At 50.2% G+C, this 26,069-nt stretch carries 20 protein-coding genes; 2 read left to right on the forward strand and 18 right to left on the reverse strand.

The features are described from left to right. Positions 1-89: 89 nt before the first annotated feature. Positions 90-917, forward strand: coding sequence for an IclR family transcriptional regulator (locus ACO0LE_RS13550; protein ID WP_422960884.1), 828 nt, complete (start codon positions 90-92; stop codon positions 915-917). 19 nt (positions 918-936) lie between these two features. Here ACO0LE_RS13550 and ACO0LE_RS13555 read toward each other — a convergent pair whose 3' ends face one another. The 4 genes from ACO0LE_RS13555 to ACO0LE_RS13570 form a co-directional block, all read right to left on the reverse strand. After that, the gene (locus ACO0LE_RS13555) at positions 937-2,574 is read right to left on the reverse strand and encodes a CHASE domain-containing protein (protein WP_422960885.1); all 1,638 of its coding nucleotides are present in this window, start codon (positions 2,572-2,574) and stop codon (positions 937-939) included. After that, positions 2,568-3,299 (reverse strand): substrate-binding periplasmic protein, encoded by a 732-nt coding sequence (locus ACO0LE_RS13560; RefSeq protein WP_422960910.1) that lies wholly within the window; start codon positions 3,297-3,299, stop codon positions 2,568-2,570. The genes ACO0LE_RS13555 and ACO0LE_RS13560 overlap by 7 nt, the downstream gene beginning before the upstream one ends. A 353-nt stretch (positions 3,300-3,652) precedes the next feature. Next, on the reverse strand, positions 3,653-6,508 hold the full coding sequence (gene secA / locus ACO0LE_RS13565; RefSeq protein ID WP_422960886.1) for a preprotein translocase subunit SecA: 2,856 nt from the start codon (positions 6,506-6,508) through the stop codon (positions 3,653-3,655). Between the two features lie 196 nt (positions 6,509-6,704). After that, positions 6,705-7,655: a M23 family metallopeptidase gene (locus ACO0LE_RS13570; protein ID WP_422960887.1), complete on the reverse strand. Its 951-nt coding sequence runs from the start codon at positions 7,653-7,655 to the stop codon at positions 6,705-6,707. Positions 7,656-7,746: 91 nt separating this feature from the next. Between ACO0LE_RS13570 and ACO0LE_RS13575 the strand changes: the two genes are divergently transcribed. Then, on the forward strand, positions 7,747-8,250 hold the full coding sequence (locus ACO0LE_RS13575; protein WP_422960888.1) for a DciA family protein: 504 nt from the start codon (positions 7,747-7,749) through the stop codon (positions 8,248-8,250). A 278-nt stretch (positions 8,251-8,528) separates the two neighbouring features. Here ACO0LE_RS13575 and lpxC read toward each other — a convergent pair whose 3' ends face one another. From lpxC to ACO0LE_RS13645, 14 genes are all read right to left on the reverse strand, one after another. Next, complete coding sequence (gene lpxC / locus ACO0LE_RS13580) at positions 8,529-9,467, reverse strand: UDP-3-O-acyl-N-acetylglucosamine deacetylase (protein ID WP_422955864.1); 939 nt, start codon at positions 9,465-9,467, stop codon at positions 8,529-8,531. Between the two features lie 141 nt (positions 9,468-9,608). Continuing rightward, complete coding sequence (locus ACO0LE_RS13585) at positions 9,609-10,115, reverse strand: peroxiredoxin (protein ID WP_422955716.1); 507 nt, start codon at positions 10,113-10,115, stop codon at positions 9,609-9,611. A 187-nt stretch (positions 10,116-10,302) separates the two neighbouring features. Next, a complete protein-coding gene (gene ftsZ, locus ACO0LE_RS13590) occupies positions 10,303-11,499 on the reverse strand; it encodes a cell division protein FtsZ (RefSeq protein WP_422960889.1) in 1,197 nt (398 codons plus the stop codon). Between the two features lie 145 nt (positions 11,500-11,644). After that, the gene (gene ftsA, locus ACO0LE_RS13595; protein ID WP_422955717.1) at positions 11,645-12,877 is read right to left on the reverse strand and encodes a cell division protein FtsA; all 1,233 of its coding nucleotides are present in this window, start codon (positions 12,875-12,877) and stop codon (positions 11,645-11,647) included. 4 nt (positions 12,878-12,881) lie between these two features. Beyond that, complete coding sequence (locus tag ACO0LE_RS13600) at positions 12,882-13,661, reverse strand: cell division protein FtsQ/DivIB (protein ID WP_422960890.1); 780 nt, start codon at positions 13,659-13,661, stop codon at positions 12,882-12,884. Positions 13,662-13,664: 3 nt separating this feature from the next. After that, on the reverse strand, positions 13,665-14,639 hold the full coding sequence (locus ACO0LE_RS13605; RefSeq protein ID WP_422960891.1) for a D-alanine--D-alanine ligase: 975 nt from the start codon (positions 14,637-14,639) through the stop codon (positions 13,665-13,667). A 139-nt stretch (positions 14,640-14,778) separates the two neighbouring features. Continuing rightward, positions 14,779-16,185: a UDP-N-acetylmuramate--L-alanine ligase gene (murC, locus tag ACO0LE_RS13610; RefSeq protein ID WP_422960892.1), complete on the reverse strand. Its 1,407-nt coding sequence runs from the start codon at positions 16,183-16,185 to the stop codon at positions 14,779-14,781. 35 nt (positions 16,186-16,220) lie between these two features. Then, positions 16,221-17,315, reverse strand: coding sequence for an undecaprenyldiphospho-muramoylpentapeptide beta-N-acetylglucosaminyltransferase (murG, locus tag ACO0LE_RS13615; RefSeq protein WP_422960893.1), 1,095 nt, complete (start codon positions 17,313-17,315; stop codon positions 16,221-16,223). Next, complete coding sequence (gene ftsW, locus ACO0LE_RS13620) at positions 17,312-18,445, reverse strand: putative lipid II flippase FtsW (RefSeq protein ID WP_422960911.1); 1,134 nt, start codon at positions 18,443-18,445, stop codon at positions 17,312-17,314. The genes murG and ftsW overlap by 4 nt, the downstream gene beginning before the upstream one ends. Before the next feature lie 98 nt (positions 18,446-18,543). Further along, positions 18,544-20,097: a UDP-N-acetylmuramoyl-L-alanine--D-glutamate ligase gene (murD, locus tag ACO0LE_RS13625; RefSeq protein ID WP_422960894.1), complete on the reverse strand. Its 1,554-nt coding sequence runs from the start codon at positions 20,095-20,097 to the stop codon at positions 18,544-18,546. Positions 20,098-20,192: 95 nt separating this feature from the next. Further along, on the reverse strand, positions 20,193-21,362 hold the full coding sequence (gene mraY, locus ACO0LE_RS13630; protein ID WP_422960895.1) for a phospho-N-acetylmuramoyl-pentapeptide-transferase: 1,170 nt from the start codon (positions 21,360-21,362) through the stop codon (positions 20,193-20,195). A 1-nt stretch (position 21,363) separates the two neighbouring features. Further along, complete coding sequence (locus ACO0LE_RS13635; protein ID WP_422960896.1) at positions 21,364-22,761, reverse strand: UDP-N-acetylmuramoyl-tripeptide--D-alanyl-D-alanine ligase; 1,398 nt, start codon at positions 22,759-22,761, stop codon at positions 21,364-21,366. Further along, the gene (locus tag ACO0LE_RS13640; RefSeq protein WP_422960897.1) at positions 22,761-24,323 is read right to left on the reverse strand and encodes a UDP-N-acetylmuramoyl-L-alanyl-D-glutamate--2,6-diaminopimelate ligase; all 1,563 of its coding nucleotides are present in this window, start codon (positions 24,321-24,323) and stop codon (positions 22,761-22,763) included. Before ACO0LE_RS13640 ends, ACO0LE_RS13635 begins: the two co-directional genes overlap by 1 nt. Beyond that, positions 24,323-26,068, reverse strand: a complete 1,746-nt coding sequence (locus ACO0LE_RS13645; RefSeq protein WP_422960912.1) for a peptidoglycan D,D-transpeptidase FtsI family protein — start codon at positions 26,066-26,068, stop codon at positions 24,323-24,325. The genes ACO0LE_RS13640 and ACO0LE_RS13645 overlap by 1 nt, the downstream gene beginning before the upstream one ends. Position 26,069: the final 1 nt, after the last annotated feature.

Raw genomic sequence — 26,069 nt, forward strand, 5'->3', positions numbered from 1 at the left:
ACCCGATTACTGATAAGCTAGTTCCGCAATGCAGAATTATGTTCTGCAATATTTATTTACTGTATTTCGTCTATCGCACCAAGTCAAGAATGATCAAAAAAATCGCCCATATTGCCACGGCATCAGAGCAATCGGCCCAAGCTGGCGGCAACGCCAAAGAGGACCGGCATTTCGTCACCGCACTGGCACGAGGTCTAGAGCTGCTGGCATGTTTTCGCTCAGGTGATAAGGCTTTGGGCAATCAGGAATTGGCGGAGCGCTGCCAGTTGCCCAAATCGACGGTATCGCGTCTGACCTATACGCTGACCAAAACAGGTCATCTCGATTATGTCGATTCGCTGGGTAAATATCGCCTGGGCTCTGCGACTCTGGCGCTCGGCAGTGCGATGCTGGCAAGGCTGGATGTGCGTCAGCTCGCGCGTCCGCTGATGCAGGAGCTAGCAGATTTTTCTCAGGGCATGGTCTCGCTTGGCATGCGCGACCGGCTCAGTATGATTTATGTGGAGAATTGTCGTAGCCAGACCGCGCTGACACTGAGCCTTGATGTTGGCTCTCGAATCCCGCTGGGAAACACAGCGATGGGGCGGGCGATTCTGGCAGAGATGCGCGCTGATGAACGTAGCCAGCTGCTCACCCAGATACAGCAGGCGGATGAGGCGCACTGGCAGACGGTGGCCAAAGAGATTCAGCTCTCCATCAGTGAATATCAGGAACTGGGTTGTTGCACTTCATTCGGTAGCTGGCAAAAAGATGTGAATGCGATCGCGGTCGCCTTTTATCCGGGTAACGGCATGCCGCCGGTCTCGATTAATTGCGGCGGTCCGGCCTTCACTTTGTCATCGTCTTTTTTGCTGGCCGAAGTACGCCCGCGCTTGCTCGATCTGGTGCGACGGCTAAAGCTATCACTGGGAGCCTGAACTGCCCCAGATCCTGCGATCAGGATGGTGTAAATACCTGCACCATATCGCGGCCTAATTCTTTGGCGCGATACATCGCAATATCAGCATGACGCGAAAGCTCAATATCATCCTGCGCATGCTGCGGGTACAACGCAATGCCGATGCTGCACGACACATGCAGCAGATGACCACCTGCGACCTCGAAAGGCTCGCACAGTGCCTGCCGGATCTTTTCTGCGACCAGCAAGGCGTCCTGCTCATACTCGATAACAGGCAAAAGTATGACGAATTCATCGCCACCCATACGAGCAACGGTGTCAGACTCGCGGACACAGCGCAGCATTTTTTCGGCAACAGCACGCAGTAACAAATCACCGACGTGATGCCCGAGACTGTCGTTAATCGGCTTAAATTTATCCAGATCCAAGTACATCAATGCAAGCAGATGTTTATCACGCTTGGCAACGGTGATGGCATGTTGCAGACGATCGCGAAACATCGCGCGATTCGGCAAACCCGATAACTCGTCATACTGTGCCAGATAACGGAAGCGCGCCTCACTCTCACGCAGTTCTCTGGTCATTTCGCGTGCCAGATTCAACGCACGTTCACGACCGGAAACCAGTTGCCAGGTCAATAGGCACATCAACATACTCAACGTAACGCCGATCATGGCGATCAGCCCGGATTTGTCTTTACCAACATGCTCTTCAAAACCCGGTAGTGCCGTAATCACGACCGACCAGGAACGTCCGCCGTTCGCGAGATATTCGGTCACTTCAATGGTGTGATCGCGCGGCGAGAACATGGCTATCGCACCGGACAATCCTGATTTGACTGGCGCCAGTTTCAGCGATTCAAGCCGCAAGGATTCGTACATCAAGTTGCTGACTGAGGTTTCAACCCCATCGTAAATCCGGACCGCAGTTGCGCGGGGCGTCTCACCATATAGACTCGCCATCAGATCATCCATACGAAAAGGGGCGAACACCCAGCCAACCAGACTACTACGGCGCGCTTCGGGACTATCCGGTACAACACCGTCTTTATAGACGGGCAAATACACGTAAAAACCTTTGTGCAAACTGGCTTTATCGTCATGAGACAAGTTCAACATACCTGTAATAGCCAGAGTACCGGCATCACGGGCACGCTCCAGAGCGGCTCTGTGCACAGGGTCGGACATGGCGTCGAAGCCTAGCTGGCGACGATTGCGCTCCAGTGATGGCTCGATCTGTATGAACGGCGCCATCCATGTCTGAGTAGAACGTGTCGCCGTCGCCAGCGGATACAGTTGATAATCACTGATGCCTTGCTGCCGCATGGCGAGCACATGCTGCTCCAGTTTGCCGGATTCGACTGCCAGGGCGATGCCTACCCCTTCCATGCCAACATAATCAGCGCCTAATTGCAGTGAATTGACGTAGTTGGCAAAGTCCTTGCGCTTGACGACATCCGACATGCCGAATACCGCCTGTGCGCCACGCAGAACCTGCTCACTGGCAGCGAGCCGCTGTTCGATGCGGCTCGCTACATCACGAGCGCTGAAGTCCAGTGTGGTGCGGGTATCAAGCCAGGCATTGGTTTTTTCGTGACGCCAGAGCGCATAGGTGACGCCCAGCGAAATACACAGGACGACGGCGACAGTCAGGCGGCGGCTAAGACTGCTTACCATGATAGATAGAAGTTAACCATTGCATTAGCCAATTCTGGCTTGAAGTATTTTTCAAAAATCGCCAGCACCGTGCCATCGTCACGCATGCCCTTAATCAGACTGCGCCACTTTTCCTGCTCTGCGGTACTCAAGGATTTTTTCGACATGATCAGACCGTGCGGAATCGGCGAGTCATTCGTTTCTATGATGGTAGTGAGGTCGCGGATTGACATGGATTCGACCTGAGAATAATCGAAAGGCTCAATGATCATACCGTGAATCCGCTTGCTTGCCAGCGCTTGATATAAAGGTTCCAGCGCAGAGGCATAGGTCACACGCTGCCCAGCGTGCAATTTATCTACCAGCCGGTTCGCACTTGGGCCATATCTGAATGAGCGTATCGCCCCTAACTGCAATGCAGGATTATCATCAAAATCTGCAAGCTGCCTGACCTGCACGTCTTTGCGTACCAGTAAGTAATATTTATTTGAAAAATACCAGGCAAACGCCGCATAGTGATCGCGCTCGTCATTGCGGATACCGGACAGGCTGAAGTCGAGCGCCCCCGATTCAATAAGCTGCCAGATGCGGGCTCGTGGCAACACGCTGACCGTTATTTTGCAACCGCTTCGTCGCATCAGTTCATCGGCAATATCTTTGTCAATGCCAGCACCGGTCTGGGATGAGTACAACAAACCGTGCTCATGCAAGGCCAGCGTCAAAGGACGCGGGCAATCAAACGCCATCGCCGCAGGCGCGAATAAGATGGCAGCAAAAGCGGCGAGCCAGAGCGATTGCAGGAATTTTGGTATAGGTGGTGTTTTCACATGCAAACTTTAAAAGACTGCAAAGCCTGATAAGCGTTCAATCAAGGAAAAACCAATCTGAGCTTATTGTATAACAGGCAAAGTACGACGCTGTATTTATCGTTTGATTGCGATTGATGCGTCACGTCCTTTGCTCTATGCCGTATGTCCAATGTCCATATCGCGATGATATTGCGTGAGATCCTGAGCCAGGATATAAAAAAAGGCGGATATCTCCGCCTTTTTATTGGTACTGCCTAAAACCTAACGATGCGTTTATCCGCCTCGTTTGCTCAGGCTAACTTGCCGTGGCATTGTTTGAATTTTTTACCGCTGCCACAAGGACATGGGTCATTGCGGCCAACGGAGAAGGCATACTCACCCTGAGCCTGGTCAGGATTCAGCTTGCCATGGCATTGTTTGAACTTCTTACCACTGCCGCAGGGGCATGGATCATTGCGACCAACTTTAAGAACATATTGCGTCTGGCCAGATTCCGGATTTGCTGTGGGAGCCAGCATTTCTTCCGGCGACGCATTCGCATCAAAATCGGCGTGCTGATAATGCACGTTTTCGACTTGCGACTGTGCCAGTTGCTGCTCGGCCGCTTCGATCTCGTCACGCGACTGAATACGCACGGTAACAATCGTACGCACCACTTCATTTTTGATCAGATCGAGCATCTGGCCAAACAATTCAAATGCTTCGCGCTTGTATTCCTGCTTAGGATTTTTCTGCGCGTAACCACGTAAATGGATACCTTGGCGCAAGTGATCCAGTGCAGCCAGATGTTCGCGCCAGTGAGAGTCAATGCTCTGCAACATGATGCTGCGCTCAAAGCCTGCGAATGCATCTTTACCGACCAAAGCCACTTTTGCTTCGTAGGCCGTATCTGCAGCTTTTTGCACACGCTCCAGAATGTCTTCGTCATTCAGATTCGGTTCCGCTTCGAGCATGCTTGCCAAAGGTATATCCAGAGCCCATTCAGTCGCTAGCACTGATTGCAAAGCCGGGATATCCCATTGCTCTTCAACAGATTCGGTTGGCACGTGGGCACGCACAACATCGTAGAACATACCGGCACGCAAAGACGAAATCAGCTCAGACATGTCCTGTGCTTCTAACAATTCATTACGCTGCTGGTAGATGACTTTACGCTGATCATTGGCGACGTCATCGTATTCCAATAATTGCTTACGGACGTCGAAGTTACGCGCTTCTACTTTGCGCTGAGCGGATTCGATAGAACGCGACACGATACCTGCTTCGATCGGTTCGCCTTCGGGCATCTTCAAGCGATCCATGATGGCGCGTACGCGATCGCCTGCAAAAATACGCAGCAACTGATCATCCAGCGACAGATAGAAGCGGGAAGAACCAGGATCACCCTGACGACCAGAACGACCACGCAACTGGTTATCGACGCGACGCGATTCGTGGCGCTCGGTACCGACGATATGCAAGCCACCGGCATTGACCACGTGCTCATGCAGCGATTGCCATTCATCACGCAATTGCTGTGCTTTTTCCTGTTTGACTGCGTCGGACAGTGTTTCATCTGCCTCGATCAGTTGCACCTGTTTGGCGACGTTACCGCCCAAGACGATATCAGTACCGCGACCGGCCATATTAGTCGCAATCGTGATACCTTTTGGACGACCTGCCTGGGCAATGATTTCCGCTTCGCGTGCATGCTGTTTTGCGTTCAGCACGTTATGCGGCAATTTGGCTTTATCCAGAATGCCGGACAACAATTCAGAATTTTCAATCGAGGTAGTACCGACCAATACCGGCTGACCACGCTCGTAGCAATCCTTGATGTCGATCAGCATGGCATTGTATTTTTCTTCGGCGCTCTTATAGACCTGATCCTGACGATCTTTACGCTGCGAAGGACGGTTCGGCGGAATCACGACGGTTTCTAGACCGTAGATTTCCTGGAATTCGTAGGCTTCTGTATCGGCTGTACCGGTCATGCCGGACAAGCGGTTATACATACGGAAGTAGTTCTGGAAGGTAATCGATGCCAGCGTCTGGTTTTCGTTTTGGATCTTGACGCCTTCTTTGGCTTCCACAGCTTGATGCAAACCATCTGACCAGCGACGGCCCGTCATCATACGGCCAGTGAATTCATCGACAATCACGATTTCGTTGTCTTGCACCACATAGTGCTGATCGCGGAAATACAGTGCATGGGCGCGTAATGCAGCATACAGATGATGAATCAGCGTGATGTGTGCTGCGTCGTACAGAGATGCACCTTCCGGCAACAAACCCATCTGGGTCAGAATGCGCTCGGCATTGTCATGACCAGCTTCGGTCAGCAAAACCTGATGCGATTTTTCATCTTTGGTATAGTCACCCGGAACTTCAATCGTGCTTTTGCCGTCCGGTGTTTCTTCACCGATCTGCAAGGTCAGCATCTTCGGCACTTCATTGATTTTGTAATACAGCTCAGTGTGATTCTCTGCCTGGCCGGAGATAATCAGCGGTGTCCGCGCCTCATCGATCAAAATGGAATCGACCTCATCAACCACCGCGAAATTCAGACTGCGCTGGACGCGATCCTTGGCTTCGTACACCATGTTGTCACGCAGGTAGTCAAAACCGAATTCGTTGTTGGTGCCGTAGGTAATATCAGAAGCGTAAGCGACCTGTTTCGCATCATGTTCGAGCTGAGACAGATTGACGCCCGTACTCAATCCGAGCCAGCCATATAATTTACCCATCCATTCAGCATCGCGCTGCGCCAGATAATCATTGACTGTGACAACGTGCACGCCCTTGCCTGACAATGCGTTCAGGTAGGTCGGCAAAGTCGCCATCAACGTTTTACCTTCGCCAGTGCCCATTTCAGCAATTTTGCCGTAATGCAGCACCATGCCGCCTATCATCTGCACGTCAAAGTGGCGCATTTTGAGAACGCGCTTACTGGCTTCGCGGCAAACCGCAAATGCTTCCGGCAAGATCGCATCCAGGGTTTCGCCATTCTCGACGCGGGTTTTAAACTCCACAGTCTTGGCCTGCAAGGCCTCATCCGACAAGGCTTCCAGCTTGGGTTCCAATGCGTTGATGTCACGCACGGTTTTTTGGTACTGCTTCAAGAGCCGCTGATTGCGGCTACCGAATATTTTGGTCAGGAATGACATGCTATGAATGGATGAATGAATTCTGAAAAAAATTGCCGCTTGATCAAAAATAACTTGAAAAATTGATTTTGCAACAACAATAAGCTAACACAAGTAAACGTCGGATTTTAACATGGCAACGCTAGTGACTAGCAATTGCTCAATGACAAAGTGACATATGTAGGAGGATTTGGAGGCAAATTTACCAAAAACAAGTTTATTTTTGGCTAATCGCAGCCATGTCAGCCTGATTTGCACCCGCGTTCAGGAATTTGCTCGGGTTTTGTGGCACGCCTTTGACATGTACCTCGAAATGCAGATGTGAGCCCGTGGAACGTCCGGTGGAGCCGATATCAGCAATGTGCTGACCCCGTTTGACGATATCACCGACTTTGACATACACCTTCGAGGTATGCGCGTAGCGGGTCATGATTTCGCCGCCATGATCAATTTCTATCATGTTGCCAAATTGCGGATGAAACTCCGCGGCAATCACTACGCCACCCGCAGCAGCAACAATCGTCGTTCCGGTTGGCGCAGGAAAATCAATTCCTTCATGAAACGCACTGCGACCGGAGAAAGGATCAAGCCGCCAGCCAAACGTAGACGCGTTGTAGCTTGCATTCACCGGAGAAATCGTCGGCAATAATTTTGACTGCACTTTAAAACCCATCAATTTCGTCTCGACCACGTTCATATAATCGGAACGATGTTCGACATCTTTTGCCATGGCATCCAGTGCTGCCTGAAACTCCGTCATAGTCAACTCCCGCGGTGCGACTGACGACGTTTCTGCACCACCACGTCCGGGCAATTCGCGGAAATTAAATTCCTCCGGCTTCACGCCAGCCAGACCCTGAACCCGCTCGCCCAATGCGTCTAGACGTATCAGCTGGGCCTGCATTTCGCCGAGCTTGACGGCCATGGCGGCGATATTTTCTTTGACGTAGCGATCCTTCGCATTCGGGTCATTCGCCACGGCAACCGGTACAAAATCTCGTAAAAAGGGAATGTCGCCGCTGGCCAGACGCAAGGTTAAGGCGGCCATCACGGCAGAGCAAATCATAGTCAGCATCAAAAAACCAAGAATGCCGAAAATCAGGTGGTTGGAACTAAGGGTAATAGACTTTGCTTTGGTGAAGCGCGAATGCATGACGATAATTTGCATCAATTCACTCCTGAAAAAGCGACACCGTCATAGCGACATGAGCAGATGCTGAGAGCGAACAAACCAGGCAGTTTGTGGTAAGGTTCCATCCATGCAAGCATTTTCACCACCTCCCTATCGAATCAACATCAAACGCGGACGAAAGTTGCCGGAAACCAGCGGTGCCGCCGATTTCTTGCGTAGCAACGAACAAATTTCGCCTCTCTTACCTACGATCAGGCGCAATGCCAAATTGCAAAAAGACTGCGGGAACCTGCTCCCCGCGATGTTTGAAGCCTGCGATGTACTGCAATTAGAAGAGGGTCAGCTGACCCTGTCTGCGCCCAACGCTGCACTAGCCACCAAACTCAAACAACAGTGTCCAAAATTGCAAGACGGTTTACTACAGCGGGGATGGCAGATTAACGCAATCCGTATCAAAGTACAAGTCAGGCGAAAAGTCGAGCCCAAGCCTTATGTCAAGCAATGCAGCCTGTCCGACCGCGCTGTCAAAGCCTTCGATAATCTGGAAAATGCCTTAGAAAATACACCACAAAATGCAGATTTGAGAGCTGCTTTGCATAAGCTGGTGAAGCGGCATCAGTCAGGCACATAGCCTGACATTACTCGGATAAAAATAGAATCGCAGGGAGTATTTTTAAATCACTTCGTAAAATAGGCGGTTTAAGTAGTATTTTTACCAATACTCATCCCCAGTATAGGATTTATAGTAAATGAGTTTGGGTGTAGTCTCGGACCACCTCTGCCAGGGTCCAGGCAGTCTACGGGCAGTTGCGGACTCTGACGGCGAAACGGTGATTGCGCATTCCGTTCAAGGCTTTTTTGTCTGGCACTGTTATCAAGTTTGCGGGCAAACGAGCATCGCTACCAGACTTAGGAAGACAACGCCCATTCACGCTGCTCTTGCAAACCGTAAGAATCAGGCGCATTTTCAATCGCATCGAAGCTCACAATTTCATAAGCATCAGGTTGTTCCAGCAAGACCCGCAATAACTGATTATTTAAGCCATGACCAGATTTATGCGCGGTATAACTAGCCAGCAAAGGATGACCGATCAGGTAGAGATCGCCGATCGCATCGAGAATTTTATGGCGGACAAATTCATCGTCAAAACGCAAACCATCTGCGTTCAGAATACGGTATTCATCCATCACGATGGCATTTTCCATCGAGCCGCCGCGCGCCAGGCCGATCCCGCGTAGCATCTCTACATCTTGCATAAAACCGAAAGTGCGCGCCCGGGCGACATCTTTGCTATACGAGACTTTGGCAAAATCGACTTCGGCGGTTTGCGTTGTCCCGTCCACGGCCGGATGATTAAATTCGATAAAAAAATGTAATTTAAAACCGTCGAAAGGTTCCAGCCGCGCCCATTTTTCAGACTTACCTGTACCTTCACGAATTTCGACGGGCTTTAACACGCGAATGAATTTTTTGGCAGCTTCCTGCTCTTGCATGCCGGCCTGCTGCAACAAGTACACGAACGAGGATGCAGAGCCATCCATGATAGGAATTTCTTCTGCGCTGATATCGATATACAGATTATCAATACCCAATCCTGCGCATGCTGATAACAAGTGCTCTACCGTAGAGACCTTCGCGCCATCGACGTTCAGCGTCGATGCCATACGCGTATCGCCGACATTCAAGGCGGTTGCTGGAAATACAACCGGAGGCACGAGATCGGTGCGTGTAAAAATGATACCGGTATCAATAGCAGCAGGTCGCAGCACCAGGTCAACCCGGGTACCGGAATGCAAGCCGACACCGACGGTTTTAACGGTTTGTTTGATTGTTCTTTGTTTTAGCATTCCAGCATTATAACGGTTGCTCAAAATCTTCGGTGGCAGTGGCTTGCTTTACAACAAAGCCTGCCACCATAAAAAAAGCCATAGGGTCGCTATGGCTTTTTTATGCCGGAACTTGGAGTCCCGCGGTAAAACTTAGATGTCTTAACTCAGTTGCGCCAGCAAAGTCTCTGCATTGGATACTTCAAACTTGCCGCCCTCTTCCACATTCAATTGCGTCACGACGCCATCGACTGCCAGTAACGAATAACGCTGGGAACGCACGCCCATACCGAATTTACTGAAGTCAGCATCCAGACCTAACGCTTTGCTAAAGTCAGCATTACCGTCAGCCATCATGCGCACGGTGCCAGTCGCTTTCTGATCACGGCCCCATGCACCCATTACGAATGCATCATTGACGGAGATACACCAGATTTCATCAACACCTTTGGCTTTTAAATCGGCAGCGTGCTGTATATAACCTGGAACATGTTTCGCGGAGCAAGTTGGTGTGTAAGCGCCGGGCAAACCAAAAATCGCAATCGTTTTGCCTTTAGTCAGATCTTCTACCTTGAAGGTATTTGGCCCTAAAGAACAAGCTTCTGATTCGACTTCGATAAATTCTGCGAGGCTGCCTGCTGGCAATTTGTCACCGATCTTGATGCTCATGTTGCGCTCCTGATTTGTATGGGTTGATTCACGATATTCCCTCAGCGCCGCATTAAAAAATTAATTCATGCTGCGATCACTGAGGCTGGTGCGTCAGTATGCCTGAGTCTGCTATTTCGTGCAGAAAGCAAAACGCCAGCACAGAGGCTGGCGTTTTGTTGATACTGAGGTTCAGATACGACGGATCTTAGTCAGCTTGCTTGCGCAGGAAGGCCGGAATGTCGTATGTCTCCATTCCATTTTTTTCCAAAGCACGAACGGTATCAGAGGCAGACTCACGACGCCATACTGCTGGCTTGCTCAACCCGTCAAACGCTGGCGCTGCCATACCCGTTGTGGTTGTCGCCGCAGACGCCATCACTGGTGATGCCATCATTGGCTCATTGTGCGTCCCAGTACGCAGCATCGGTGTTTGTACTAGCTGGATATTTTTCTTGCCACGACCCAGACCGGTTGCAACAACGGTCACGCGAATGTCGTCACCCATCGTGTCGTCATATGCAATACCTTGAGCAATCGAAGCATCTGGTGCGGCGAATGCGCGAACTGCCGCCATGACTTCCTTGATCTCTTTACCCTTGAGACCACGGCTGGCCGTCACATTGACCAGGACACCGCGCGCGCCTGACAGGTCGATACCATCCAATAATGGTGATGCAACTGCCTGCTCTGCAGCGATACGTGCACGATCGACACCGGATGCCGTCGCCGTACCCATCATCGCTTTACCTTGCTCACCCATGATGGTTTTCACGTCATTAAAATCGACGTTGATATGACCAGGTACATTGATGATTTCGGCGATACCGGCAACTGCATTATTCAACACATCGTCGGCATGTTGCAGCCATTCGATCATGCTGTCATCTTCATAGATCTCTTCGAGTTTTTCGTTCAGGATGATGATCAGTGAATCGACGTGCTGCGACAAGGCTTCCAGACCTTCGTCGGCGATGTCCATGCATTTCTTACCTTCGTAAGAAAATGGTTTGGATACGACGGCCACTGTCAATGCGCCCAGTTCTTTTGCCACTTGTGCGACCACCGGTGCGGCGCCAGTGCCAGTCCCGCCGCCCATACCGGCAGCGATAAACACCATATGCGAACCACGCAATGCATCTTCAATCCGTGCGCGTGATTCTTCTGCAAGCTGGCGACCCACTTCAGGTTTCATGCCTGCACCCAGACCGGTCTCACCGATCTGAATCACGTTATGTGCTTTGGACTGCAACAAAGCCTGCGCATCAGTGTTAGCAGCGATGAACTCAACTCCTGCCACACCTTTATTAATCATGTGCTGCACAGCATTGCCGCCTGCGCCGCCTACGCCCACGACCTTGATTACGGTGCCTTGGGTAGCGTTATCAACCATATCGAACTCCATCATGACTCCTTTAGGTAGGCAGTTTTCAGTCGATAATCATCACGATTCCTGCATGTGCGTGACGACTAGCGACTAATAACTGCAGATAAGAACATTATAAAATGATTACTACTATTTCTACTACAGTTTTCACACCAATTACTACTTAAAAATTCCCTAAAAACCACTCTTTCATGCGCTGCCACACTGCTTTTGCAGAACCTTCTTGCCGTGTGACGATATGGCCGCGCATATACTGCTTCTTCGCTTCCAACAACAAACCTAAAACTGTCGCATAACGAGGACTGCGAACGACATCAGCCAACTGTCCGGAATACACCGGCATACCCAAACGCGTGGGTTTCAAAAAGATGTCTTCTGCCATCTCAACCATGCCTGGCATGATCGCTGAACCACCGGTTAAAACGATGCCGGACGACAGTACATCTTCGTATCCGGATTCACGGACAACTTGATGGACCAGCGCAAATAATTCTTCGACACGAGGTTCGATCACAGCGGCCAGGGCCTGGCGGGATAAAGAGCGCGGACCACGATCACCCAGGCCCGGCACTTCGAGCGTATCGGACGGATCAGCCAATACCTGTTTCGCCACACCAAAACGAATTTTGATTTCTTCCGCTTCGGATGTGGGCGTCCGTAATGCCATCGCGATGTCATTCGTGATCTGATCACCGGCAATCGGAATCACCGCAGTATGACGAATTGCACCTTCACTAAACACCGCCACGTCGGTAGTACCGCCACCGATATCGATCAGTACAACACCAAGTTCTTTTTCATCTTTGGTCAATACCGCTTCGGCAGAAGCCATGGGTTGCAGTATCAGATCTGAGACCTCAAGGCCACAACGACGTACGCATTTGACGATGTTCTGTACCGCAGAGACGGCGCCAGTAACGATATGAACCTTGACCTCGAGACGAATACCGCTCATACCTATCGGCTCGCGCACATCGTCCTGGCTATCGACAATAAATTCTTGTGGCAAGGTGTGCAGCAATTGCTGATCAGTAGGGATATTGACTGCCTTAGCCGTCTCGATTACGCGCGAAACATCCGCAGCGGTGACTTCTTTATCCTTGATTGCGACCATACCGCTGGAATTGAAACTGCGGATATGACTGCCAGCAATGCCGGTATACACATGACGAATTTTGCAATCAGCCATTAGTTCAGCTTCTTCAAGAGCACGCTGAATCGATTCGACGGTGGCTTCAATATTGACGACCACGCCTTTTTTCAGGCCTTTGGAATCATGCTGACCCAGACCGATCACTTCATGACGACCATCGGGCATCACCTCGGCCACCACCGCGACAATTTTGGAGGTGCCAATATCGAGGCCGACTATCAGGTTTTTTGCATCTTTTGTCATGTACTTACTTTCGTTTAACCTTAAGCTTTGGATTAATTCCAAAGGCATTGTGACTGGACTTCAGCGCAAGGCCATTGGGATAACGCATATCCACACTTTCAATACTGTCCTGCAAACTGGCAACTAACTGCGGGTACACCGTCAGCAAGCGATCAACCCGATTCTTTAAAGTCTGATCGTCCTGCAACCTGCCCAACTCCACCTTCATACCGTTATTTAATTTCAGACTCCATGCATAACGACTTGAATACTGTACGACCTCAGGTGCGAGACTGATATTGGCAAACCATTGCTTAAAATCGAGATAGCGTGCCAGTACTTCTTTTTCACTACCGTCTGGTCCTGCAAACGCAATCAACTCAGCGTCTTCTTCCGCTTCAGCCAGATTGGCAGTAAACACGTCGCCCTTGACTGACATTAAGCGACCATCTTCACCCCAGGTACCGAGTGCCTGATGTTCCTCTAGCGTCACGATCAGTTTGTTCGGCCATTCTCTCTGCACACTTGCTTTGCGTACCCAAGGTACCGATTCAAAAGCTGTTCTGACATTGTCCAGATTCGTCGTAAAAAAATTTCCTCGCAACTTTGGCAGTGCGGCATCACGAATCGTGAACGCGTTCACATGCCGCAAGGCTGCCTGTTCTACACCTTCAACCCTAATCACTTTCAGCGTAAACATTGGCCGCTGCACTACCCACCAGATACCGGACATCAGCAATGCAAGTATAAAAACACCGAACAAAGCATTCGCTGTTGCATTCATTGACCTGATGTCTTGCCACATAACTTACTTATTACCTTCTTTACTGCCCTTGGACATTTTCAACCTTGCCGACCGCAAAATCGTGACGCATAAATCTTCATAACTCATCCCGACCGCGCGCGCCGCCATTGGCACCAGTGAGTGCCCCGTCATCCCAGGTGAGGTATTAATTTCAATCAAAAATGGCTCGTTATCAGACTTACGCAATAACACGTCAACTCGTGCCCAGCCCTCGCAATTTACGGCACGATAAGCATCAACACACATCTCTTGTATTTTTGCCGTCAAGCCTGCGTCTAACGGAGCGGGACATAAATATTGCGTATCGTCGGTGAAATATTTGTTCTGATAATCATAGTTACCATCCGGTGCAACGATCTCAATGATTGGTAAAGCATATGCGTGCTTACCCGTACCAAGAATCGCGACGGTCAGTTCGCGGCCCAAGATGAATTGTTCAGCCAATACTTCGTCATCGAACTGCGCTGCCAGTGCATACGCTTCCTGCATATCCGAATAACCATTCACCTTAGTGATACCGATCGTCGACCCCTCATGTGGCGGTTTCAAAATCAAAGGCAGACTCAGGCGGTCAGGGACCAGGCGCAATTCAGTTTCGGCATTTAACACTTCATAAGCTGGGGTGGTTAATTGATGGCTCTGCCAGATTTTTTTTGTAAAAATCTTGTCCATTGCAATCGCCGATGCCATCACGCCACTGCCTGTGTAAGGGATACTCAATTGTTCCAGCACACCTTGCAAACTACCGTCTTCGCCAAACCGACCGTGCAAGGCAATAAAGACGCGATCAAACTGCTGTTCAGCTAATTCCGCCAGGCTGCGTTCACCCGTATCGAACCCGTGTGCATCAACACCTTTGCTTCGCAGTGCTGCCAGCACACCAGTACCAGACATGATAGATACCTCGCGCTCAGCGGAACGTCCGCCAAACAGCACGCCAACTTTACCTAATTCTTTTACATTCTCAATGTCATTCATGACGGCATCTCTGCTTAAGTTCAATATGTAGATTCAATGTTTTTACATGACCTGCTGTTACTATTTTCTTGCCTGCATTTGTCCTGCATTTGTCCTGCACATGTTGATGTTGATTTTGATGTTGATTCGAATTTCTACCTTACTTGTCACCGGCATTAGCCAGCTTGGCTGGTACAGCACTGATCGAGCCAGCGCCCATGACGATCAACACGTCACCATCTTTCAGTACATGCAAAATGTTGTCCGGCATATCTTGTATCGCCTCGACAAAAACAGGCTCTACTTTGCCTGTGACACGCAAGGCTCTTGCCAGAGCACGACCATCAGCAGCGACAACAGGTGCTTCGCCTGCGGCATACACTTCGGCCAGAACAACCGCATCGGCAGTTGAAATAACTTTGACGAAGTCCTCAAACAAATCACGGGTACGGGTATATCGATGCGGCTGAAACGCCAGTACCAGACGGCGACCAGGGTAGGCACCGCGAGCAGCTGCCAGTGTTGCCGCCATCTCTACCGGATGGTGTCCATAGTCATCGACTAACGCAAAGCTACCTGCGGATTTACCATCGGCGTCAGCTAAGTTAATCTCGCCATAGCGCGTGAAGCGACGGCCAACACCATGAAATTCACTCAATGCTTTTTGGGTTGCCTCATCTGCCACGCCGACCTCACGTGCAATCGCAATCGCTGCACAAGCATTTTGTACATTGTGCATACCGGGTTGATTCAGGCTGACCTGCATTGCTTCATAACCGTCCTGAATTACCGTGAACTGCATCACACCACCGACGGCTTTTGCATCCACGGCGCGGATATCGGCTTCTTCATGAAAACCATAAGTCACGATAGGCTTAGAAATAAACGGCATGATTTCACGTACATGCACATCGTCGAGACATAACACCGCGACGCCGTAAAACGGCAGTCGTTGTGTGAATTCAATAAATGCTTGTTTCAATTTACCGAAATCATGCTCATACGTTTCCATATGATCAGCATCAATATTGGTAATGACCTCAATCACCGGTAACAAATTCAAAAACGATGCGTCGGATTCATCAGCTTCCGCAACAATGAAATCACCGCTACCAAGTTTGGCATTAGCGCCAGCACTATTCAAACGGCCACCGATCACGTAGGTAGGATCGAAACCACCCTCGGCCAAAATACTGGCAACCAGACTAGTAGTCGTTGTCTTGCCATGGGTACCTGCAATTGCGATGCCACTTTTCAGACGCATCAACTCTGCCAGCATCACTGCACGCGGAACGATAGGTATATGTTTTTCGCGGGCGGCGATAACTTCCGGGTTATCTGCTTTGACGGCGGTAGAAGTAACGATCGCATCGGCACCGGCGATATTGTCAGCGGTATGGCCGAGCATGACCTTGGCACCCAGATTTGCCAATCGCTGTGATGCCGCGTTAGTTCCCAGGTCGGATCCGGAAATCGTATATCCCAGATTCAGTAACACCTCTGCGATACCGCTCATCCCTGAGCCGCCAATGCCGACGAAGTGAATATGTTTAACTTTATGTTTCATAGCTTATGTTTTATAGGTCGATCGCATCTAGTTTACTAACTGGCTAACTCTTTAGTACAAGCCAATTGTTCTAACACTTGTGCAATAGTGTCGTTGGCTTGCCGCTGCCCTAAGGCATATGCCGTCTCAGCCATGGACAAGCATTGCGCTCTGCTCATGCTCTGTAGTTTTGCTGCCAGAGTTGCTGCACTCAATTCGCTTTGGGGCAAATAAATAGCGGCATTCTGTTCCGCCATCCATTGCGCATTATCTTTTTGATGTGAAGTACTTGATGCGACAAAAGGCACCAGAATACTTGCCACGCCTGCGGCGGTCAGTTCAGACACCGTGATCGCACCGGCACGGCAAATCACTAGGTCCGCCTCTGCGTAGCGACGCGGCATATCATCAATAAAATCTAACACTTCCGCTACCACATTCTCAGCCGCATAACGTGCACGCAAAGCATCAATATGTTTTTTCCCGGATTGGTGCGTCACTTGTGGTCTGTCCTGCTCAGGAATCAACGCCAATGCAGCGGGCACGCTATCGTTCAAGGCCTGCGCACCAAGACTACCCCCAACAATTAGTATTTTTAAAGCGCCACTTCTGTTTGCATAACGTTGCGCCGGTGTCGCCAGTGCACATATTTCCTTGCGAATCGGATTGCCCGTGACCTGAATTTTTTTATCCGGTGCATGATCACTGGAAGGCAGACCAAACAAGACGCGTTTTGAAATCGGACGCAATAATTTGTTCGACAAGAGTAGAGCAGCGTCAGCGTTCATCAGCACAACAGGTTTGCCACACAACGCCGCCATTACTCCGCCAGGCACAGTGACATAACCACCCATCCCAAGCACGACATCAGGCTGACGCTTTCCTACAATACGCAAGCATGTAAAAAAACTGGCGAGCAGTTTCAGTCCACCCGTCAGGCTATGCAGCAATCCTTTTCCACGCATTCCTGAGAAAGCAATCGTATCCATCGACACGCCGTGCTTAGGCACAATCTGGTTTTCCATCCCCGTAGTGGTGCCAAGCCAAGACACTTGCCAGCCACGCGCCCGCATCGTTTCGGCAATGGCCAGACCGGGGAAAATATGACCGCCGGTTCCTGCGGCCATAATTAATAATTTCTTTGCACTCATATCCGTCCCCCGCGCATCAGGACACGGTTTTCATAATCAATTCGCAGTAAAATCGCCAGACCGACACAGTTAATCAGGACACCGGAACCACCGTAGCTCATCAATGGCAAGGTCAGGCCTTTTGTCGGCAGCAAACCTAGATTCACACCCATATTGATAAAAGCCTGGACACCGATCCAGATACCAATACCTTTCGCAGTTAAGCCTGCAAAAGTTAAGTCAAGAGCAATCGCCTGACGACCAATTTCAAACGCGCGTTTCAGAATCCAGTAAAACAACAAAACTACTGTCAGAACACCGACAAAACCCAACTCTTCACCAATCACGGCAAGTAAAAAATCGGTATGTGCTTCCGGTAAATAATGCAATTTCTCGACACTCGCACCAAGGCCGACGCCAAACAATTCGCCACGGCCAAATGCAATCAGAGAATGCGTCAACTGATACGCCTTACCCAGCGCATGGTCATCATCAAATGGGCTGAGATAGGCAAATATCCTCTCACGACGCCACGGTGACAACATGATTACCAAACTAAAAATTCCCACCAGGGTCGCTGCAATACCACCAAACCAAATGCCATTGATGCCGCCCAAAAACAAAATACCCATGGCGACACAAACGATCACACCAAACGCCCCGAGATCCGGCTCCAGTAACAGTAGCAAGCCCACCACGCCGACTGCCGCTGCCATCGGCAAAAAACCTTTGGTCAGCTTATGCATATATTCCTGTTTGCGAACCGTGTAATCTGCAGCGTACAAAACGACAAAAAGCTTCATCAATTCCGATGGTTGCAAATTAAATGCCTTGAAAGACAACCAGCGTTTGGCACCATTTACACCCTTACCGAGTCCCGGAATCAAGACGGCAATCAGCAAAATCAAGGTCGCTACAAATAGATATGGCGCGATTTTTTGCCAGGTTGAGATACGGATTCTGAATACAAATAATCCGGCGATCAGAGACACGACAACAAACATCGCCTGGCGCATCAGGAAGTGGGTGTTTTTATAATTCGCATATTTAGGTGAATCCGGCAGTGAGATCGATGCGGAATACACCATGACCATACCGAACACCATCAGAATCAAAGTAACCCACACCAGGGGCTGATCGTATTCCATCATCGTCGAGCGTTTCGTCAAATGTGACGCAGCAACTGGCTCTGCCGAAAATGGCAGCCACTTACTTGATGATGCTACGAGTGACAGAATGGCTTGCCTCATCAGAACACCTCACCGCTGGAGAGGCCGATCTCTTTCACGGCGTCCACAAAAACCTGTGCGCGATGCCCATAGTTACGGAACATATCCAGACTAGCGCAGGCAGGTGATAGCAAGACGACATCGCCCTCATTTGCCAGCGCAGCCGCTGCCTGCACAGCCGATTCCAACGTTGCATGATCGGTGACTACATCCTGCGTCAATTCACTATTGAACTGAATTGCCTGACGAATTGCCTGCGCATCTTTTCCTATCAGTAAAACAGCTTTAGCAAACTGCGTAATCTGAGAGGCCAAAGGAGAAAAATCTTGCCCTTTACCGTCACCTCCGGCGATCAGAATGATGCGCTTATTGAAGTCCGTTCCTGCACTGAGCTCCTGGCCCAATCCTTTCAGGGCTGCGACTGTCGCGCCTACATTCGTCCCTTTGCTATCATCGACGTAGGTAACGCCAGCAATTGTCGCCACGACTTCGACACGATGCGGTTCGCCTTGATATTCACGCACGCCGTGGAGCAAAGGCGCGAACGATAAACCAATCGCCCGACAGAGCGCCAATGCGGCGAGGACGTTACAGGCATTGTGTTGTCCGCGAATTTTTAATGCTTCGACCGGCATCAGACGGGCAATCGCGAAGGGAATCTCTTCAACTTCTTTTTTCTTGCGGCGACCTGTTACAGGTGCGACGTCCTCGCTGGCAACTGCTGCAGCTAGCCAGGTCATGCCATGCTCGCTTAGCAAACCCAGATCGTTTGCATGTTCTGGAGCAGAAATACCAAAACTGATCGCATTGGTATCTGGACGCGCCATCGCCATTACCAGAGCATCGTCACGGTTCAGTACCTGTACCGCCTGCGTGCCAAAAATGCGCGCTTTGTCCGCACAGTAGGCAGCCAGATCGCCATGCCAGTCCAGATGATCCTGCGTGATATTCAATACCGTCGCAACATCTGGCTCAAGACTAAAAGTCGTATGTAACTGAAAACTGGACAATTCGAGTACCCAGACCTGCGGCAACTCACCGCACTCAAGACCTTCATGTGATAGGGCTTCGCGCTCTAATTCTTCACGCAATACATCGAGTACAGCCGGACTGATATTGCCAGCAACTTTAGTAGACAGACCAGCACGTTCACAGAGTAAGCCCACCAAGCTGGTTACTGTAGTCTTGCCATTTGTACCTGTGATCGCAATGATTTTCGGCGAGTAATCACGCTCGGCTTTTAAGTCCGCTAAGGCTTGCGCGAATAACTCAATCTCACCCCACACCGGAATATTTTTTTGCTTTGCCTCTGGTAACAAATTTGCTATTTCACGCAGAGGTGATAAACCTGGGCTAACGGCAATCGCGTCAATTCCATCTAGCAAGGTCAACGCAAATTCGCCACTGACAAATTCAATCTCAGACGACAAAGCATTGATTATTTCGAGACGGTCCGGCTTGGCGCGGGTATCGGCAATACGCAAACGGGCACCACAACGCAATAACCATTGCGCCATGGCCAGACCGCTCTCGCCCAGACCTAATACCAATACGTGTTTGCCAGAAAAATTCATGATGCTCTTTTTAATTATGTCGCTAATTTTGCTTCTATTTTTTACTAATTCTGTCGCTTTATGATGAGCCGGATCAGCTACTGTTTCAGCAAAGGCTAACGCAGCTTGAGCGAAGACAAACCGACTAGGACCAACATCATCGAAATAATCCAGAAACGCACAACAACCTGCGTTTCTTTCCAACCTTTTTGTTCAAAATGGTGATGCAGGGGCGCCATCAAAAACAATCTGCGACCAACACCGTAGCGCTTCTTGGTAAATTTAAAGTAGCCGACTTGCAAAATAATCGATACGGTTTCCACCACGAAAATACCGCCCATGATGAACAGAACAATTTCTTGACGGACGATCACCGCCACCGTGCCGAGCGCCCCCCCCAGTGCCAACGCACCGACATCGCCCATAAAGACCTGTGCAGGATGGGCATTGAACCAAAGGAAAGCCAGACCAGCACCTGCCATCGCACCGCAGAAAATCAATAGTTCACCAGCACCCGGTATATGCGGTATCAACAGGTATTTAGCGTAGCCGACATTACCCGTCAGATACGCAAATAAGCCCAGTGCAGAGCCGACCATAATCGTAGGCATGATCGCCAGACCATCAAGACCATCGGTAAAGTTCACGGCATTACTGGTTCCCACAATGACACAGTAAGTCAGACCGATAAAACCCCAGACACCCAGGGGATAGCTGATCGATTTAAAGAACGGCACGATCAGATCGGCTTTCGGTGGCAGATCCATACTGAAACCGGATTGCACCCAAGCGATAAATAATTCCAGCACCTTGGTATTCGACGGAGCTGACACGGTAAATGCGAGATAAAAGGCTGCAATAATTCCGATCACTGATTGCCAGAAATATTTCTCTCTGGAACGCATTCCCTCCGGATCTTTATAAACCACTTTGCGGTAGTCATCCGCCCAACCAATTGCGCCAAATCCCAGAGTCACAATCAGGACAATCCATACAAAGCGATTACTCAGATCGGCCCATAACAAAGTTGAGATGCCGATAGAAATCAGAATCAGGACGCCGCCCATCGTCGGTGTGCCCGATTTAACCAGATGTGTTTGCGGACCATCGGTGCGCACGGCCTGTCCGACCTTCAGGCGGGTCAGCATGCGAATCACCGTGGGGCCTGCAAAAATACCGATAGAGATCGCGGTCAAGGTCGCGAACACCGCGCGAAAAGTAATAAATCCAAAGACCCGCAAAAGGCCAATATCTTGTTTGAAAAATTGTGCTAACCAAAGCAACATGTTAATGACTTCCTATTGATTGTTGTTTAGTCAGATGGGCAACGACGCGTTCCATTTTCATGAAACGGGAACCCTTGATCAGAATAGTGCTATTGCTATCAATTGCGGCATCAAGCGCGCTACACAGTTCAGCCACATCAAAAAAATGTTGCGCACCGGCGCCATAAGCTTGTGCCGTGTGCTGTGCCAATTCCCCTAGCGTCAACAACTGTGCAATGCCACGCTCATGGGCGTAATGTCCAATTTCATTATGAAAAGCGACGCCGTCATCACCAACCTCGCCCATGTCGCCAAGCACCAGGATGCTTGATTGTGCAGAAGGTGCCAGCACATCGATTGCGGCCCGCACTGAATCCGGATTTGCGTTATAGGTGTCATCAATAATACGTGCATTGTTATGGGCCTGCTTACTTTGCAAACGCCCACTGACGGGACTAAACGCCTGCAAGCCCGTAGCAATCACCTCGTTCGGGACACCAATACTGTGGCAGCAAGCTGCGGCAGCAAGCGCATTACGCACGTTATGGACCCCGGCGGCAGTAAGCTTGATGTTGATGTCATTGCCACCAATACGCATCTGCAGTTCACTACCGAAACTTTGCACCTGATAAGTCGCGCTGACATCGGCGTCTGCGCTCAAGCCGAACGTCACAATCTTGCGTTGTCCAGTCTCGTTAGCATAAGCACGCCACAAGTCTGAATAGGTATCGTCTACTGGAAATACGGCGACACCACTGACGGGTAACTGCCGTAATACGGTTCCATTTTCTTCAGCTACCGCCTGTACGGTCTGCATGAATTCCTGATGCTCACGCTGTGCATTATTGACCATGGCTACTGTCGCTTGCGCTACCGACGCCAGCACTGCAATCTCGCCAGGATGATTCATACCAAGCTCGAACACAGCAGCCTGATGTGCCTTATTCAAACGCAATACCGTCAATGGCACGCCGATCTCGTTATTCAGATTGCCACTGGTTGCAAGCGAATGTTCTTCGCCTACATAGGCAGTCAAAATCGCAGCAATCATTTCTTTTACAGTAGTCTTACCGTTACTGCCTGTCACGGCGATGACAGGCAAGCTAAATTGCTGCCGCCAGTAACGAGCGATTTCCTGCAATGCCAATAAAGTGTCCGGCACGATCAGTGCAGGCACACCCAGACCCGCCGGCACTTGTTCTGCCACAACAGCAACCGCACCTTTTTCTACAACATCCGTCAAGAAATCATGCGCGTCAAAATGTTCACCGCGCAAGGCAACAAATAAATCACCTATAGTCACTTTGCGGCTATCGGTGGTTAATCCTGTCAGTGCGGTGTTGTCTGCACCGCTCGCAACCGCGCTATGTAAACGTGCATGACTCACTACAGCACACAATTGTTGAAGAGTTGCCTGCATCAGTTACTCCTCTTCATATTGCCGCTGGTAGCAACGGTTGCCAATGCCAAGGCTGCATGTTCTTCGTCAGAAAATGGCCATTTTTTGCCATTAATGTCCTGATAGCTCTCGTGCCCCTTACCTGCGAGCAGGACGACATCATTATTGCCAGCATGTTTGATTGCATACAGAATTGCAGACGCTCGGTCTTCGATTGCATGCGGCGTACTACTCATCCCTTGGAGGATCTGAGCAATGATGGCGGCAGGACTTTCTGTTCGTGGATTATCACTGGTGACTACCGCATGATGTGCCTGTTCGGCAATCTTGCCCATCTGCGGACGTTTACCCGGATCCCGGTCACCACCACAACCAAATACACACCATAATTCGCCGTGACGCTCTTGAGCCACCTGCAACAAAGTCTGGACAGTTTTTTCTAAAGCATCCGGTGTATGTGCGTAGTCGATCACCACCATCACATGGCCGGCAGTCCCTAATTGCTGCATACGTCCCGAAACCGAGGTCAGTTTTTCAATCACGCTGAGTGCCTTGCTCCAGGTCACGCCAGTTGCCAATAACACGCTCAATACGCCGAGGATATTACTGACGTTGAAGCGACCAATCATTTGCGTCTTGACCTGTCCGGATCCAAACGGAGAATCAACATGAAAACTGGTTCCCGCATGATGGGTGCGGATATTATGGGCATAGATAACTTCGGCAGCGTCGTGCTGTTTTTGCTCAAGGCTATAGGCAAGTATACGGGTCTTTACTTGCTTAGCAGGCTCATTCGCTTTCAGATGCTGTATCAGCTCGACACCATAAGCATCATCTAGATTGAGCACGGCAACACCTAAATCAGGCCAGTCGAACAAGGCTGTTTTAGCTGCCGCGTAAGCATCCATATCGCCGTGATAATCGAGATGATCACGAGTCAGGTTCGTTAGCAAAGCGACGTCAAAATGCAAACCGTTCAAACGACCTTGATGCAAGCCGATCGACGATGCTTCGATCGCCAGCGCTTTAGCTCCCGTGTCACGCAAATCTGCCAGCCGGCGCTGCAGCTGTATCGCATCAGGAGTCGTAAAGCCAGTCTCAACCAGATTCGCCAGTACACCGTCTCTATAATTGCCGACGCCCAGAGTACCGATAACGGCACTAGTTTTACCCGTCAGTGACAGCGCCTTTGCCAGCCATTGTGAGCACGAGGTTTTCCCGTTAGTGCCGGTAACGGCGATCGTCACCATGTCGCGATCAGGCTCGGCGTACCAGCCATTTGCAATTGAACCCAGTTGACCCTGCAATCCGGTTACTGCGAGATGCGGGAAGGCCAAACTCGCATCCCAGGAAAAATTGTCGGCTTCGTAAACGACAGCAACGGCGCCATTATCGATCGCGCTTTGAATATGGCGACGACCGTCACCACTCACCCCATGAGCACCGTTGATAGGGAAGGCAAAAAACACATCGCCCTTCGCAATCGCACGAGAATCTGAACTCAAGTGCGAACGCGGTGTTACGGCTGGAAGCTGACGCAGCCATTTTAAAATTTCTGTCATTGGTTCTTTATGATTGGCCATCACATACTCTCCTGCACACTGTTATCAGGAATAATGTTGATGACACTGGAATCCGGGGGGACGTTCATAGAGCGTAAAATATTCGCAGTAATTGCGGCGAATACTGGCGCGGCAACTGTGCCGCCATAGTAGCCACCAGTTGTCGGCTCATCGATCATGACCGCAACGATGACACGGGGATTCGATACCGGCGCAAAACCGACGAAGTCGCCGACGTATTTATTGACGTACTTACCGCCTTCGATCTTATGCGCCGTACCGGTTTTACCCGCTACACGATATCCGGCGATACGCGCCTGTGTAGCGGTGCCACCCGGCTCAGTCACGGTCTCCATCATCATGCGTAATTGCTGGGCAGTTTTTTCTGAAATCACACGATGACCGACGGGCTGATCCGATGATTTCTGAAACGTCAAAGGAATCATGTCGCCGTTACGGGCAAAAATCATATAAGCGCGCGCCATCTGGATCAAAGAAACAGAAACACCGTGGCCATAACTCATGGTCGCCTGCTCAATTGGACGCCAGGTTTTAAAGTTGCGCAAACGCCCGGCAACCGCGCCGGGGAAGCCAAATTTTGGCTGCTGACCGAAGCCGACAGTTGTGAACATTTCCCACATTTCCTGTGGCGGCATTTGTAATGCCATTTTTACCGTACCGATATTCGATGATTTTTGTATGACCTGTGCAACAGTCAATACGCCCTGTTTATGGGCATCATGGATAGTATCCTTACCAATCGTCATGCTGCCAGGTGCTGTCTGGATTTGCGTATCCGGTGTAACGCGACCAGTTTCTAGGGCTAATGCAACGGTGAATGGCTTCATCGTTGAGCCAGGCTCAAACGTATCGGTCATGACACGATTACGTAGTTGCGCGCCAGTTAAAATTGAGCGATCGTTCGGGTTATACGAGGGTAAATTAACCAGTGCCAGCACCTCACCGGTTTTAACATCTAATACCACCGCACCACCTGCCTTCGCTTTGTGCTTTTCTATTGCTTCTTTCAAATGCGTATAGGCAATGTACTGAACCTTGCTGTCAATCGAGAGAGTTAAATCTTTGCCGTCATGTGGCTCACGGATCGATTCGATATCCTCAACAATACGGCCAAGGCGATCTTTAATGACGCGGCGACTACCGGTCTTGCCAGCAAGATTTTTTTCTGACGCCAGCTCAATACCCTCCTGGCCAATGTCTTCGACATTCGTAAAACCAACCACGTGGGACATGACTTCGCCCTCCGGGTAGAAGCGTTTATATTCTTTACGCGTTTCAATACCGTTGATACCAAGCGCTACGATTTTTTCCGCGACTTCAGCTTCGACTTGACGTTTCAGATAGACGAACTGGCGGTCGGAATCCAGTTTTTTACGCAGTTCAGATTCAGGCATATCGAGTAGAGCAGCAAGCTGATGCAGCTTCTCTTTTGGCGCTTCCAGGACATCATCCGGAATCGCCCAGATCGCTTTAACAGGCACGGATGATGCAAGCACCTGTCCATTCCTGTCGGTAATGCGGCCGCGTGTCGCAGGTAACTCCAGCGTACGGGCGTAGCGACTTGCGCCTTGTTTTTGCAAAAATTCGGTACTCATTCCCTGCAGCCACAAGGCGCGCGTAATCAGCGCCAGAAATGCAGCGAACAAGAAGAACAGCACCAGACGCGAGCGCCAGACCGGCAACTTCACTGCCAGCAAAGGGCTTGAGGAGAAGGGAACGCCCTTAGCAGCAGCGGTGCGTGACATA

Origin of the sequence: Undibacterium sp. Xuan67W (assembly GCF_049340165.1) — a bacterium.
In the GTDB taxonomy this organism is placed as follows: domain Bacteria; phylum Pseudomonadota; class Gammaproteobacteria; order Burkholderiales; family Burkholderiaceae_D; genus Undibacterium.